Annotated in this window: 7 protein-coding genes; 1 reads left to right on the forward strand and 6 read right to left on the reverse strand. The window is 61.6% G+C overall.

Annotation, left to right across the window (positions count from 1 at the left end):
* Nucleotides 1–575: 575 nt before the first annotated feature.
* Nucleotides 576–4751: a DUF5801 repeats-in-toxin domain-containing protein gene (locus Q7F16_RS01500; RefSeq protein ID WP_046062194.1), complete on the reverse strand. Its 4176-nt coding sequence runs from the start codon at nucleotides 4749–4751 to the stop codon at nucleotides 576–578.
* A gap of 303 nt (nucleotides 4752–5054) precedes the next feature.
* Here Q7F16_RS01500 and Q7F16_RS01505 point away from each other — a divergent pair, with 303 nt between their 5' ends.
* Nucleotides 5055–5819, forward strand: coding sequence for an SDR family NAD(P)-dependent oxidoreductase (locus Q7F16_RS01505; protein WP_046062195.1), 765 nt, complete (start codon nucleotides 5055–5057; stop codon nucleotides 5817–5819).
* Nucleotides 5820–5889: 70 nt separating this feature from the next.
* Here the strand turns inward: Q7F16_RS01505 and Q7F16_RS01510 are convergent, their stop codons facing one another.
* The 5 genes from Q7F16_RS01510 to Q7F16_RS01530 form a co-directional block, all read right to left on the reverse strand.
* Nucleotides 5890–6945: a hypothetical protein gene (locus Q7F16_RS01510; protein ID WP_046062196.1), complete on the reverse strand. Its 1056-nt coding sequence runs from the start codon at nucleotides 6943–6945 to the stop codon at nucleotides 5890–5892.
* 33 nt (nucleotides 6946–6978) lie between these two features.
* Complete coding sequence (locus tag Q7F16_RS01515) at nucleotides 6979–8796, reverse strand: hypothetical protein (RefSeq protein WP_046062197.1); 1818 nt, start codon at nucleotides 8794–8796, stop codon at nucleotides 6979–6981.
* Between the two features lie 3 nt (nucleotides 8797–8799).
* A complete protein-coding gene (locus Q7F16_RS01520) occupies nucleotides 8800–10104 on the reverse strand; it encodes a hypothetical protein (RefSeq protein WP_046062198.1) in 1305 nt (434 codons plus the stop codon).
* A gap of 19 nt (nucleotides 10105–10123) precedes the next feature.
* Nucleotides 10124–11044 (reverse strand): hypothetical protein, encoded by a 921-nt coding sequence (locus Q7F16_RS01525; RefSeq protein WP_046062199.1) that lies wholly within the window; start codon nucleotides 11042–11044, stop codon nucleotides 10124–10126.
* Nucleotides 11045–11182: 138 nt separating this feature from the next.
* Nucleotides 11183–13570: a hypothetical protein gene (locus Q7F16_RS01530; RefSeq protein ID WP_046062200.1), complete on the reverse strand. Its 2388-nt coding sequence runs from the start codon at nucleotides 13568–13570 to the stop codon at nucleotides 11183–11185.
* Between the last annotated feature and the right edge of the window lie 6 nt (nucleotides 13571–13576).

The raw sequence follows: 13576 nt of genomic DNA on the forward strand, positions 1-13576 counted from the left end.
CTGCACGCAGGTTAGCGAACCGGACATAGGCACCCGGTAGACCCGAAGGTCTCCTACATACAGCCGCCATGACGCAATTGCGGTTAGATCCCGCAATGAAGCATGGTTGCTGATGTGCCTATGGTTCGGGTCGCTAAACCCGACCGCTGATTCGTCAGCGACCAGGTAACGATAGAGTCCGACCCCAAAGCGCACAAGCGGGCGGATTCTGGCTTAGTTGTAGGCAAAGGCGCAAGGCGACGTAGCCTCAGGACTAACGCTCCTTGTTACTGCGTATTTGTCTGTAAGACTCGATGCCTGCCGTTAAAGGGGGGGGTTAACACCCATGTCGTGGACCACCTGTGGGAGCAAAGCTTGCTCGCGATGACGGCGGCAAATCCAGCGGTGATGCCAACTGATCCACCGCTATCGCGAGCAAGCTCGCTCCCACAGGAAAATGGCGGTGAACATGGAGTTCGCATCCAACCCAGAAACCAATGAGGGTGAGCTGGATTTCGTCGTGATCAGGGAAGGCATAAAAAGCGATGCGAGGATGGTTTCCAGGCCATCCCCGCATCTTTCACGCACGCGATGCTTCAGGCATTGCCAAAAAACACGTCGCTACCCAGCAGATCGACGCCCACCAACGTAATGGTTGTTATTTGCCCGCCAGACTCGGCGACCGTCACGATGCTGTCTGCGCCAGCGTTATCGATCGATTGGACAACGGCGCTCTGATCGCCATTGAGCACCAGGGTGTCCCGCAGGTTTTGGCTCACATCAAAGCCCGTGACCTGGTACTGGTTCTCGGTGAATGTCAGGTCGACGTTGAAGGCGTCTCGCTCGCCGCCCGTGCCCACCAACGTGTAGTCGAACAGCGCATCGGCTGTGTTGTTGGCGAACAGGTTGGCGTCGAACGCACTGGTCGCGGTATCGCCGTCCTTGTCCGTCAGCGTTGCGTTGAACGACAGTTGCACATCGCTGGCCAGGTTCTCGGTTTCCTGGATGAACTGGATGACCGGAATCTTGATTGCGCCTCGGCCCATCGTGAGCTGGACGGCATCGATCATCGCCGTGCCCTCGCGTTCGACCTCGAAGGACACTTGGCCCCCAGCCTCGGGCGTCAGGGTGTTGACCTCGGTGAGGTTGGAGAACGTGCCGTCTTCGTAGTAGATCCGGAAGTACAGGTCTTCAGTCGCGGTGTTGTAGCCTGCCACCGAGTTGTCGATGAAGATTTTCATGCCTGTTACCAGGCTCTCCGGGTTGATGACGAAGCTTTCGTCGGCAGCGCCGATTGCCACCAGGTTGTCCCCTTGCAGCAGGTTGTTGCCGACCCCGATACCGGACGTGCTGACGTTCATGGCTGTCGGATCGATGTAGGAAGGCAGGGGCGTGGTTTGCAGCGTGGCCTCGGTAGGGTCGGGGGCGCCGAGTCCGATGCCGGCGAGGATATCCGTGGTTGAGGCGAGTGCCTTCGCGGAGAAGAACACGATTTCTTCGGACGCCGAAGGGATGGCCGGATTGTTGGTCTCAGGGATCAACAAGGTACGCACCGGATCAGGGCCGCCGGCATCGAGGGAACCGTCGGCACTGCTGCGCACGATGGTCGAACTGAAGCCTTGCACCAGGTCCAGGGCATAGCTGCCATTGGCATAGGCGGTCAGCGTGTAGTCGACGCTGGTATCGGCGGTGGTGGCGTTGTTGTCGAAGTCACCGGTCAACGTCCCGGCGAAATGGTACGCGCCATTGACGTCCGGCGAGGGTGCCTGCTCGACGAGCGTGCCGGTCCCGGTCGTGGTCGTGTCGTCGGGCCTGACCAGGGTGAACTGGCCATTGACCAACGAGATATCCAGGCCGGTCGCACCCAGCCCATCGGCTCCGACCGATTTATCCCAGAATCCATATTGCGCCAGGACGCTGCCGGTACCGATCAGGTTGCCGAACGCGACGGCAGGGCCGTCATCCTCGAACACCAGGTTCTGGCCGATGTTGAGCGTCGCCTGGAGGCTGTCGCCGTCCTTGTCGGTCTTGGTCGCGATCAGCGTGATCAGGTTGTCCGCCAGGCTCTTGGCATCATCGGGATTGGTAGCGTCGGGATGTACCAGCGCCCGGATCTGGTCGAGGGTGACATCGCCATTGGTGGCGACGCTGACGGTGAACACCAGCAGATTGGTGGTGGCCGTGCGACCTTCTACCGTTGTGCCGTTGGACGAGAGGTTGACGGCCTCGCCGGTGGCTGTGTCGATGAGCCCGGACGCGCCGCCCACCACGCCGAGGCTGTAGGTCAGCGTGCCGGCATCATCGGCGCCGTAGGCGGAGACGAAGTTGGCGGCGAAGTTTTGCATGGCGTTGGTCGCCAATACCGTCTCGTCCACCGTCAGCGTTGGCTCGGCGCCGGTAGTGCTGATGCTCGGCCCGTCATCCTCGAACACCAGGTTCTGCCCGATGTTAAGTACCGCCTGGGCGCTGTCACCGTCCTTGTCGATCATGGTCGCGGTCAGCGTGACCAGGTTGTCCGTGGTCAGGCTCTTGGCGTCGTCAGGGTTGGTGGTGTCGGGGTGCACCACGGCCCGGATCTGGTCGAGGGTGACATCGCCATTGGTGGCCACGCTGACGGTGAACACCAGCAGGTTGGTGGTGGCGGTGCGACCCTCCACGACCGCGCCGTTGAGTGACAGGTTGACCACTTCGCCCGTGGCGGTGTCGGTGAGCCCGGAAGCGCCGGCCACCACGCCGAGGGCGTAGGTCAGCGTGCCGGCACCGTCGGCGCCATAGGCGGAGGTGAAGTTGGCGGCGAAGTTCTGCGTGGCGTTGGTGCCCAGTAGCGTTTCGTCCACGGTCAGGGCTGGCTCTATGCCGGTGGTGCTGATACTCGGTCCGTCATCTTCGAACACCAGGTTCTGGCCGATGTTGAGTGTCGCCTGGACGCTGTCACCGTCCCTGTCGGTCTTGGTCGCGGTGAGCGTGACCAGATCGTCCGAGGTCAGGCTCTTGGCGTCGTCGGGGTTGGTGGTGTCGGGGTGTACCACGGCGCGGATCTGATCAAGCGTGACATCGCCATTGGCCGCCACGCTGACGGTGAACACCAGGAGATTGGTGGTGGCCGTGCGACCTTCTACCGTTGTGCCATTGAGTGACAGGTTGACCACTTCACCCGTGGCCGTGTCAGTCAGCCCGGAGGCGCCGGCCACCACGCCGAGAGCGTAAGTCTGCGTACCAGCACCGTCGGCGCCGTAGGCGGAGACGAAATTGGCGGCGAAGTTCTGCGTGGCGTTGGTGCCCAGTAGCGTCTCGTCTACCGTCAGGGTTGGCTCGGTGCCGGTGGTGCTGATGCTCGGCCCGTCGTCTTCGAAGATCATCTGGGAGCCGATCTCGGTCTTGGCAACGGACGCCTGGACCAGGGTGAAGCCGCCGATGTCAAAGTCGGCGTGGTTGGTGCCCTTGGCGTCGAGGGCCGCGCCGTTCTCGATGAGCACGCGGTTGTGATCTGCCGTGGTGGTGTATTCGATCTGGTAACCGGCCTTGACGCCGGTAATGGTGGCGACGCCGGAGGCGAAGCTGATGACGATGCCCGCATCATTGGCGGAGCCGTCGGAGTTCTCGATGACCGCCCCGGTGCTGATGTTGATGACCCGGACATTGCTGATCGCAACCGAGGTGTCACCGGCATAGCCGTTGATGAAACTCACCCCGGATTCAGCCGCGGTGCTGAACGCGCTGATTTTTACCACGGCGGTCTTGCCGGCCTGCAACTGCACGACATCGAAGTTGGCCATCTTCGTATTGAAGACGTCGGTAAAGTCGATGTTGGATTCCACGTCCGCTTCGGTCTGGTCCAGGTTGGGAATGGTCACATCCTGCCTGGCACCGGTGACGAAGGTGAAACGGATGCCTTCCTGTTCCACGATCATCTGGTTATTGGTACCGAAAGTCGTCGGCCCACCGGCCTGGCTGGTGTTGATCGTGTCACCCGTGGTGATATTGGCGCCGCTGGATTGGTCGGCCGGGTTTTTGCCGGTGGCGATGATGGTGGGTTCGGTGATCCGCAGGACACCGTCGACCAGCTCCGTCGTCGGGTTCGCCGTGGTGAACATCAGGAAAAGGTTCTGGCCGGAGGGCGCGTTGGCGAGGCTGAACTCCAGGTCCTGGCTCGCGCCGACGAAGACTTTGTCCAGCAGGTTGACGGCATCGTCGGGGTTGGTATTGACGGGTTGCTGGAGCGGTTCGTAGAGCACGGTCCAGATCTTGCCGCCGGTGGCGGTTTCTTCTATGTACGCGGCGAAGACGATTGCTCCGGCAGGCCCGCCGGCCCGGCCGAGGACGATATTGTCGTTGGTGTCCGTGTACAGAAGGATACTGGTGCCATTGAGCGTATCCAGGCCGCTGTCCACACCGTCGAGCGGCACACCGGTGCTGTCGACGAAGCTGATATTGGTAATGCTTGCGCCAGGCGCGGCATTGATCGTGAACGCATCGCTGCCGGTGTCGCCCACGGCGCCGGTATAGCCGCTCAAGGCTGTTCCCGTCGCGGTCCCTGTGCCAAGGGCGGTCAGGCGATTGGCGAAGGTCACGGGGAGGGCTGTCGCCAGAATGTCGTTGTCATCCGCGTCTGTCGCAGGGCTCGGCGTGGCGGTGCCGTTCTGCAAATTGGCGGTTTCATCCAGCGTTACGTTGACGCCGGTTGCCACGACCCCCAGGCCGGTGCTGGCGGTTGCAGTGAATAGCGAGGCCGGATCGCTCAGCAGCGCTGAGTCTTGCTCGCGAATAGTCATGACTTTCTCCAGAGCATGCGGTCATCGAGGCCTGACCGTTGACCTTATGAGCGCAACTATGGGGAAGCCTGGAGTGATTGCGTATCGGCTGATACTCCCAGGCGGGGTGGGAGTTTCGGCCTATGCCACCGGCAACGGCAGGGAGGCGGCGAGGCAGATTCGCGCAAAACCCCGACAGTCCCAGCAAGCCTGCGAAAGCCCGGCATTCGCCGTTGCGAGAAAGTGAAGCCGTCGATAACGACAGCGCCCACGGGCGCCGGGCTGGCGAATGTCTCGCCTGCCCGCTCACGCAGGAGAGCGATCATGACCGATATCCAACACAGCATTCCCCACGAAGTCGAAGGCAAGGTTGCACTGGTCACTGGCGCCGCCAGTGGCATCGGCAAGGCCATCGCGTTGTTGCTGCATGCCCGCGGCGCCAAGGTGGTCGCGGAAGACATCAACCCCGCCGTCCATGAGTTGGCCCGTCCCGGGCTGGTACCGCTGGAGGCCGACATCACCGAGGATGGCGCTGCCGAGCGCGCCGTTGGCCTGGCGGTCGAGCAGTTCGGTCGGTTGGACATCCTGGTCAACAACGCCGGGATCATCATCAATAAACTGGTGATCGACATGACGCGCCAGGACTGGGAGCGCATCCAGGCAGTCAACGCCACCGCGGCCTTCCTGCATTCACGTGAAGCGGTCAAGGCGATGATGCCCAACAAGTCGGGGGCCATCGTCAACATTGCCTCCTACGCGTCCTATTTTGCCTTCCCGACCATTGCTGCCTACACCGCCTCCAAGGGCGCCCTGGCGCAACTGACGCGGACCCTGGCGCTGGAAGCCATCGAGCATGGTATTCGCGTCAATGCCGTCGGGGTTGGCGATGTGGTCACCAACATCCTCAATGACGTGGTCGAGGACGGCCCGGCGTTCCTTGCCCAGCACGGCGAAGCCGCGCCTATCGGTCGAGCCGCACAGCCGGAAGAAATTGCCGAGGTGGTTGCCTTCCTGGCGTCGGACCGTGCCAGCTTTATCGTTGGTTCGGTGGTCATGGCGGACGGTGGCATGACGGTCACCGCTGGCTGAGTCAAGAAAAACGGCGCCTACCCCATGAAGGGTAAGCGCCGTTTTTTTGCCTGCGGCCTCGAGCGTTTGTTCAGAGTTGCACCCGACGAAGTCTGCCACTTAACGGTGCCACGCCTTCATCTGACGTAGGCAGTGGCCGCCCGACCAGCCCCATGCCTTCGCTGACCAGTACCGCGTCGGGTAACAGGCACAGGTTGGATGGGGTATCGAGGTCGCGGGCGAGTACGGTGACCTGGGCTGTTTGCAAGTCGCAGCTCAGCAGCCGCCCACTGAACCGGGTAAAGCCGCCATGCAGGGGTTCGCCGTTCCAGTCGGGGGGTAGCGGTTGTTGCAGGCACTCGCAGAGTTCCAGCACCAGCACCTGGCCGTTGGGACGCAGCGCCAGCCCGGTGGGCAGTTGCAGGCCGCGAATCAGGATGTCGATCCTGGCACTGGCGGGCCAGACCCGGATCACCTGGCCCGCCTTCTCGGCAAAGTCGATGCCCTTGCGGCTCGGGTCGCCGTGCAGTTCGCCCGAGAACAGGCTGATCAGCACGGCGTCTGTCGCCGGTTCGTACACCAGGGTCACGGGAACGGCTTCCTGGCCTTGATCCAGTTCGGGCAGTTGGACCAGCACGCGCTCTTCCTGGCCTGTGACGAACTCCACCAACTGATTGGTATCGGGCTTGACGGCCAGCCAACTGCCGCGGGTCGGGTGGTAGCACAGCGCATTCAGGTTGCCACGGCTATGAAAGACCGGTTCGGGCGGTGTGAATTGCAGGTCCAGCAGTTTGGAACCGGCGACGTAATCGGTCTGGCTGACCAGGCAGCGTCCGTCACCGCAGGCGATGTCCGATACCCCCATGATTTCATCACGCAGCATGCGCGCCTGCATGTTCATGGCGCGAAACCCTTGCGCCAGGGTTTCGCGGGGCAGGTAGGCGCCGGGCCGCTGCGGATCCGGTCGCAGTCGACTGATACGGCCGCTGAAGGGTTGGTCGGGCAATCCCGAGCCTGCTTCGGTGAGCAGCAGGCTGCCGTCGGCTTGCAGGCAGAGGCCGCGAGGGTTCAGCAGGTCCTCGGCGACAAAGGTGCTGGGGCGCAGGCTTTCCCCGGGGTGTGCGGGGATCTGAAGGGGAACGGGCATAGGCTCTCTCCGTGAATGAGCAGGGGGATACGGTCATTGCGGCGGCTGCCACGGTTCACCGGTGAGATAGGCCCGCAGCAACGCCCGTTGGCAGGGCGACATCGAGCGCACCACCGGCATGAACAACGTGGTGCCTTTGTAGGCGTCCGAGGTGCGGGCGAGGATAGGGTTCTTGGCGCCCATGATGGCGTCGGGCTGATTCAACGGGATATAGCGTGACATGGCGGGGAACGCCAGGTAGTGAAAGCGCAGCACGTTGGGGTACATCAGCGGCCAGGTGATCGTGGTGCCCTGGGGAATGCCGAAGTCGGTCTGGGCGTACTTGCGAAAGTTGGTGAAGTAAGCGCTGCTGTCGAGGCCGTTGGCCGTGCAGGTCAGGGCGACGAAGCCGGCCTGGGCGGCGCTGCCCGGTTTGACGGTGACGGGGAAGCTGGCTGAAAGCTGGCCGGCGCTGACCGTCAACGAGTCAGGGTAGTCGAGGAAGTCCCAGTACTGCGGTTCTTTGTACGTGGGAGGATCCGCTGCCGGGATTGCCTTCAGGCCGATTTCGGTGGGGCTGGGGACCGCCCCACCCAGGTACCTGACCTGCAAGGTGATCGACAGACCGTTGGGGTAGTCCTCCAAGTAGACGTTGCGCTGGTCGGCATAGATCCGATAGGTCGACTCAGTGGCTTGCAACGTGGTTCCGGCGACCTTGCCCGGTGCGTTGATCGCCAAGGCAGAGGTGCGTACTGCCTGTAGCTGGTCGGCGGTCAGGGGCAGGTCGACGATGCCGCCATACACGTAGTAGTCGAATAAAAAGCGGCTGGTCGGCTCCAGGGTCGTCAGGGTGGTGGAGCCGGCGCTGATGGTCACGGTCCCGTAATCGGCGTTGGGGCCGATCGGGCTGGTGATGTCGTCCCTGACGGCCCGGAAGGTTTCCTTCGGAATGACGTTCACCATGTCGATGCTCAGGTAACCGGTGTTGTCCAGGTCGGCATAGCCGGCATTGCCCGTACTCTGGTTGACCAGTTGCCGGCCAGGCTGGCAGTTCAGCGGCTCGTCGGCGAAGGCCGGGGCCAGTGTGCCGATGACCCGGCCGATGCTCGGGTTGGGCGTGTACTTGCCGGCGGCGTAGTCGGCGTCCAGTTGTTCGGTGGTCATCGTCGGGCACATTTCGAACATGACGAAACGCAGGACGATGCCCGTCGCCCCCGGTGCCTGGATGATCGAGCGCAGGCCGCTGCTGTTCTGGTTCCAACTGACAATGCTGCTCAAGGGAAAGGTCAGTTGAAAGGTGCCGCTGGCGTGGAAAGAGCCCGGCGCGTCCATTTTTTTCGGCAGCAGCACACGTCCCGCCACGTCGAAGCTGCTGCACACGGTGTTGCTGCGGATCAGCAATTGGATGTTGTCGTTGCCACCGATTTGCAGGCCGCCGACGAAGATTTGGGTGGTCGTCGAGGCGGTGGGGTCCAGGTCCACCATCATCGGGCCGGAAACGGGCCCCTGGCCGGTCACCGGGTCCACCGAACCGAGCAAATAGACGGCCTGGCCCACCAGGTCGCCGGTGGTGTTGATGCTGCCGGGGATGCCCTGGGAGCTGATCAGGGCGTTCTGCATATCGACGACATGCTGCCCGTAGTGATTCCAGCCACCGGCGGTGTAGTAGTCGCCGGTGGGGGCATTGATCATGTTGTTCAACTGGTCGTCGGAGTAGGTCTCGGCGCCCGGTGCCAGGGTCGAGGTGGTCAGGTCGAAGAGTGGCCAGTCATCGTTGCCATCGTAGGGAATGGTCGGGGAGTTGTTCGGCAGGCTGACGTCGGTGCGGATGCCGCCCCAGAAATTCAGCCGTGGTCCGTTCAGGATGCTCATGAGTTATTCCTCGTCCTTGATGGTTTTGCCGACAGGTGAATTGGCGAATTTGAACAGGTAGGAGTAGTCGGATTTGTAGGGACTCTTGACCGGTGTCGCCATGGAGTGGCAGTTCATGCAACTGCTGTTGGGCTGGATGTAGCTTTCCATGGTCACGTTGGCCGAAAGGGCGGGGGTCGGTTGGCCCAGCGGGTTGCTGGGGTTGTCCGGCATCAGCGGGCGCTGGGTGGTGATGAGTTGGTAGTACTTCAACACGCTGCGTTGCAGGTCCGGGTCGCTGCGGTAACGGGCGTTGACCTCGTTGGTGATCTCGGCGATCGGCGTGAACCGATTCAACGGGTTCGGGGTCTGGAACGTGGTACCGGGTTTGGGCACGCAGACCAGGTGTGCGCCCTGGGTCTGCCAATCGCAGGGCGACTGGTTGAGGGTGGCTGCCGGCGCGCTGGGGTTGAAGTAGGAATAGGCCGTGCCGGCTGCCGGCTGGTCGACCCAGACACCGTTCACCAGTGCTTTGGGCGCAACGTTGTCGATCTGCTCGAAGGTCGACCAGATCCACTGCGGATAGCCGTTCACCTTGGTGATGACGTGCAGGCCCACCAGCCCCAGGTAGGCCTCGGTGACGCCGGTGCGCTGGCCTTGGTCGTCGAACGTGGCCACGCGCGCGAGCATGGTCAGGTAGCGGCTGGCGTTGTCATTCGTGGTGAGGATGCGCCAACTCGATTTGACCTCGATGACCCCATAGGGAAAGTTGATGTTGTTGGCTCTGGAAACCACATCGGCGTTATAGAACTGGTTGGCGACGATGTAGTTGTAGGAGGTCTCGTTGGCCGAGATGTCGTAGTAGGTCGGATTGCCGGCCTGGTCGATCAGCCAGCCGCCGACGGCCTGGTCGACGGCATTCACCTGGGAACTGTTCTTCAGGGCGGCGATGTTGATGATGCCCAGGCTCTTGGCAAGCTGTGGGGTGTTCCAGGGCCCTGGATCGGCCCCCAGTGGCAGGAAGGTTTCTTCCACGGTCTTGTAGGTCTGCCAGACCGTGTAGCCGGGGTCCCCCGGCTGTTTGCTGCAGTCGGGATCACCGCGTTGGCCCGCCTGGGCGGGCCAGTTCATGGCGATGAACAACTGCCAGCTGTATTGATCGAACAGATCCTGGCTGGCGTTGGCCGCCGGCGCGGTGCTGGGGGGTTGGCAATTCAGGTTGGTGGCCTGCGCCTGTCGCAAGGCGTGTTCCTGGGATTGCTCCAAGGCCAGGGCCGGAAGATTGGCCAAACCCAGTAGTACCAGGGTGAAACGGAGTGGAGTGTTCATGGCGATCCTTCGTCATTGGTCAGGGTTTGCGCTGCATGAGCTTGTTCCACTGCGCCTTTTGCCCGTTGCCCTGTGAAGCCGGTGGCTCGAACAGTTGGCACGGCGGTGGATTCGCCGGGCACATCGCGGCCACCTGCGCCCAGGTCTGGGCCGGGTCCGGTTTGGCGATGCGGAAGTTGGTGTAGTTCTGGCTGACGATAGGGGCATTGGCGACGCTGGTGTCACCGGAGAAAAAGAACGACTGGGGCTGCCGGTAGGGCGGTTGTCCCGACATCTTTTTGTAGAAGGCATAGCCGAACAGGATCGGCCCCTGCGGCGATTGTAGGTCCAGCGCGTAGGCCTGCACGCTGGCATCGAGGTTTTGGCTGCGCTCGGCGCTGTAGGGCAGGTGCTGGATGAAGTCTTGCCGCGGCGGATGATTCATCGGCGAAAACATGCAGCAGGCCGGCATGTCCTTGGGGCGATCCTGTGGGTAGGTCAGGAAGTAGGCCTTGTTGCCCAGGGACACGAAGGAGCAGGTGTAGTTGTTGTTCTTGATCGGGAAGATCGGCAGGCAGTACTTCTCATAGTGCTCCATCATCGCACCGAAACCGTCGCCATCGGCCGGGATATAGGCCGTGTCGTAGTAGCTGGTTCCTCGGGAGACGGTGTAGTCCGCCGGGGTCAGGGTGGAGGGCGGATTGCTGTAGGGCGGCGGGTTTTTTTCGTAGTTGTGCATCACCCGGTACATGGTCCAGTCGCTGATCCAGAATGCCGGGAAAAACGGATCGGAAGGCTCGCCTGGGAGGCGTTTGGCGATGCAGTTGCCGTTCTGTTCGTTGCAGCCCTCGGTGTTGTGCACGCCCATGGTGAAGTACACGGCACCGCTGTCCTGGGCGAACAGAGGCGGGCTGAACAGCAGGATCAACAGCAATAACCGGTTCAAGATACTGGTTTTCATAGGTCATTCCTTTGAAAAGTACCGAGTGACACTGGGTGCGAGCCTGTGGGAGCAAAGCTTGCTCGCGATGAACGATAACGCGGTCATTCGAAAGACCGAGGTGCCTTCATCGCGAGCAAGCTCAGCTCCCACACAAGCTCAGAGGTTGTCGTAATCGCTCATCTTGAGTTGTTGTGGCGGATAGTTGCGCTTCACCAGTTTCTTGGCCCACAGCTCCAATACCGCGCGGCGGCTCTGGGACATGTCACGGGTGATAGGCATCGAGAGCGTGCTTTCCTCCTGGTAGGGCTTGCTGATCAGCACAATCAACTGGTCGATGGCGCCTTCGACGCGCGCCTGGGAGTTGAGCGGCATGTACTTGTTCATGATGGGGTACAGGTAATAGAAGGTCTGCAGGATGCGTGGGTAGAGGAAACCCTCCCACAGCTGCGTCGCGGCGTTCTGATCCTTGTAGACGGTGTTCCAGTAGTTGATGAAGTCCTGTTGCAGCTGCAGGTCCAAGGGCAGGACACGGAGCGGCGTGAGGAAGTCGATGTAGGCCTGGGGCAGGGGAAAGCTGAAGGGAATGACCGGATCGCTGTCGCCGTCCTTGACGAAAAAACGCAAGGTCGGGAAGCCCGGGGCGACAGCCCTGAAGCTCACCTGGGCGATGCCGTTGGCGTCGGTCGTAGTCGTTACATAGGAGTAATCCACCGGAGTGGCGTGGACGTCGTCGATCAGGGTTCCGGTGGCGTAGACGCCGGCATCGAATGCCAGGCAAGGGTGCAAGTCGATCGTGACCGGTTTGCCGTCGCCCTGCAGGAATTGCTGATAACCGATCGGGTCTCCACTGGGCAGATCCGTATTCTGCAGCGCGGTCAGTCGGCGACCGCTGCCTTTGGCCAGATAGTTTTGTACGGGCGGTGCGTTATTGAAATTCGGCAGATTGGCCTTGTTCTGGTTGGGGTTGTGTGGGTGGTCGAAGAACAGCGTGAAATTGGCCGCGTTGCTGGAGGCCAGGTAGTAGTCGCTGGTGGTCACCATGTAGGGGTTGCCATATTCCGCCACCCACAGCGTGGTATTGGCCGCCGGCTGACCATTTTTCTGCACCATGATGGTCAGTGTCTTGTGGTCGCCCACGTCGATGAAACTGCCGCTCTCCACCACTTCGGCGGTCCAGGTTTGCTGGGTGGCGGCGATCACCGGTGTCGGGGCGGCCGTGGCCTTGAGTCGCAGCTCCAGTGGATGACCGGACTGTAGTTTCGTCAGGTCGTCGCCGCTGAGGGGGAAGTCCTGAAGGCCGGAGCGTTTGTCGAAGGCTGCCTGGTTATACCGGTCGAAACCGAAGTCCACGACCGGCGTGAATTGATCACCCTCGCGTACACCCAGTTGATAGTCGCCGGCCTGGAACTTTTCGGCGGTCAGGATGGGAGCATTGGGCTCTACCGGATAGAACGGGAACGTGTTGGCCAGATCCAGCGACAGGGTGTTGCCGGTAATCTGCACCGAAGTCACGCCCAGTGTGGCGTTTTGGGGAGTCCCACTTGGTTGAACAACAGATACGGCCTGCGCGGGCACCAGGCGCCGGCCGGCAGGGGCGGTGGGGTATTCATCGGCGAACCAGAGGCCCAGGGTCGCGGCGGTGCGGCTGTAGGCGGGGTTGAAGAAAATGCCGGAGACGTTGTCCAGACCCTTCTGATACATCGCTTGCAGACGAGCCGTGTCCGAGGGGGCATTGGAACGGGTGTTGACGTACGGGAAGTCGTTGAACACACCGTTCCTGTCGTAGCAGGTCAGGTAGGTGGAGAACCTGAACATCAGGCCTTTTGCCCCTTGCAGCTTCATCTGCTGCTGGAGGTTACTCAGCAGCGCCGAATCGCCGATGACCCATTCCAGGTTCTCCTGGGGAAAGCAGGACTGCCAGGTGGTGGTGACATACACCAGGCCATGGAAGGTGCTGGCCCAATTGAAATTCAGGAATCGATCCATCATCCGATGCTGGCGATTGAGGGTCAGGCCACACGTGGCATCCCCCAGCATCAGCTTGTCGAAATACAACGCGGTGAAGGTGTTCTGCCACGGACTGACGTCCACGAAACGCGCGGCTGTCGGGGCGTTACTGCCAAAGGGATTGCCGAGCAATTGGTAGTCCCGGCCAACCAGCGCATCCTCGGTGATGTAGGTGTCGGCCTGCAGCTCGCCGCCAATGATCGTTGAGCGAGTACCTTTGTAGCTCACCGTGCCGCAGGCATTGTCGCCAAACAGATCCCATTCGGCGGGCATGTACGGGTAGGTATCCGGGTTGGCATTGGTCGGTACCTGCAGCATATAGGCCGGCAGCTCTGCCATTGTCAGGGGCTTGATGGCCCAGGGCATCAACTGGGTGGGGGCGTTCTTGGCGTTGATGTCGAAGTGGCTCATGAACGGCCAGTTGATGTCCGCGTTGACCGCGTCATACAGCGGATACACGTCGTTGTTGTTGGCCGTTGGTGGGTTCCAGAACATATGGCCGTTGAGGTAGATACGGGGGAAATTCAATACGCTCATGTCATG

It is taken from the genome of Pseudomonas sp. Lb2C2, from assembly GCF_052112205.1.
In the GTDB taxonomy this organism is placed as follows: domain Bacteria; phylum Pseudomonadota; class Gammaproteobacteria; order Pseudomonadales; family Pseudomonadaceae; genus Aquipseudomonas; species Aquipseudomonas kilonensis.

Bases quoted from the DNA above. Each gene is read 5' to 3' on its own strand.
- Q7F16_RS01500 (WP_046062194.1), bottom strand. From the start codon at position 4,751: ATGACTATTCGCGAGCAAGACTCAGCGCTGCTGAGCGATCCGGCCTCG.
- Q7F16_RS01505 (WP_046062195.1), top strand. From the start codon at position 5,055: ATGACCGATATCCAACACAGCATTCCCCACGAAGTCGAAGGCAAGGTT.
- Q7F16_RS01510 (WP_046062196.1), bottom strand. From the start codon at position 6,945: ATGCCCGTTCCCCTTCAGATCCCCGCACACCCCGGGGAAAGCCTGCGC.
- Q7F16_RS01515 (WP_046062197.1), bottom strand. From the start codon at position 8,796: ATGAGCATCCTGAACGGACCACGGCTGAATTTCTGGGGCGGCATCCGC.
- Q7F16_RS01520 (WP_046062198.1), bottom strand. From the start codon at position 10,104: ATGAACACTCCACTCCGTTTCACCCTGGTACTACTGGGTTTGGCCAAT.
- Q7F16_RS01525 (WP_046062199.1), bottom strand. From the start codon at position 11,044: ATGAAAACCAGTATCTTGAACCGGTTATTGCTGTTGATCCTGCTGTTC.
- Q7F16_RS01530 (WP_046062200.1), bottom strand. From the start codon at position 13,570: ATGAGCGTATTGAATTTCCCCCGTATCTACCTCAACGGCCATATGTTC.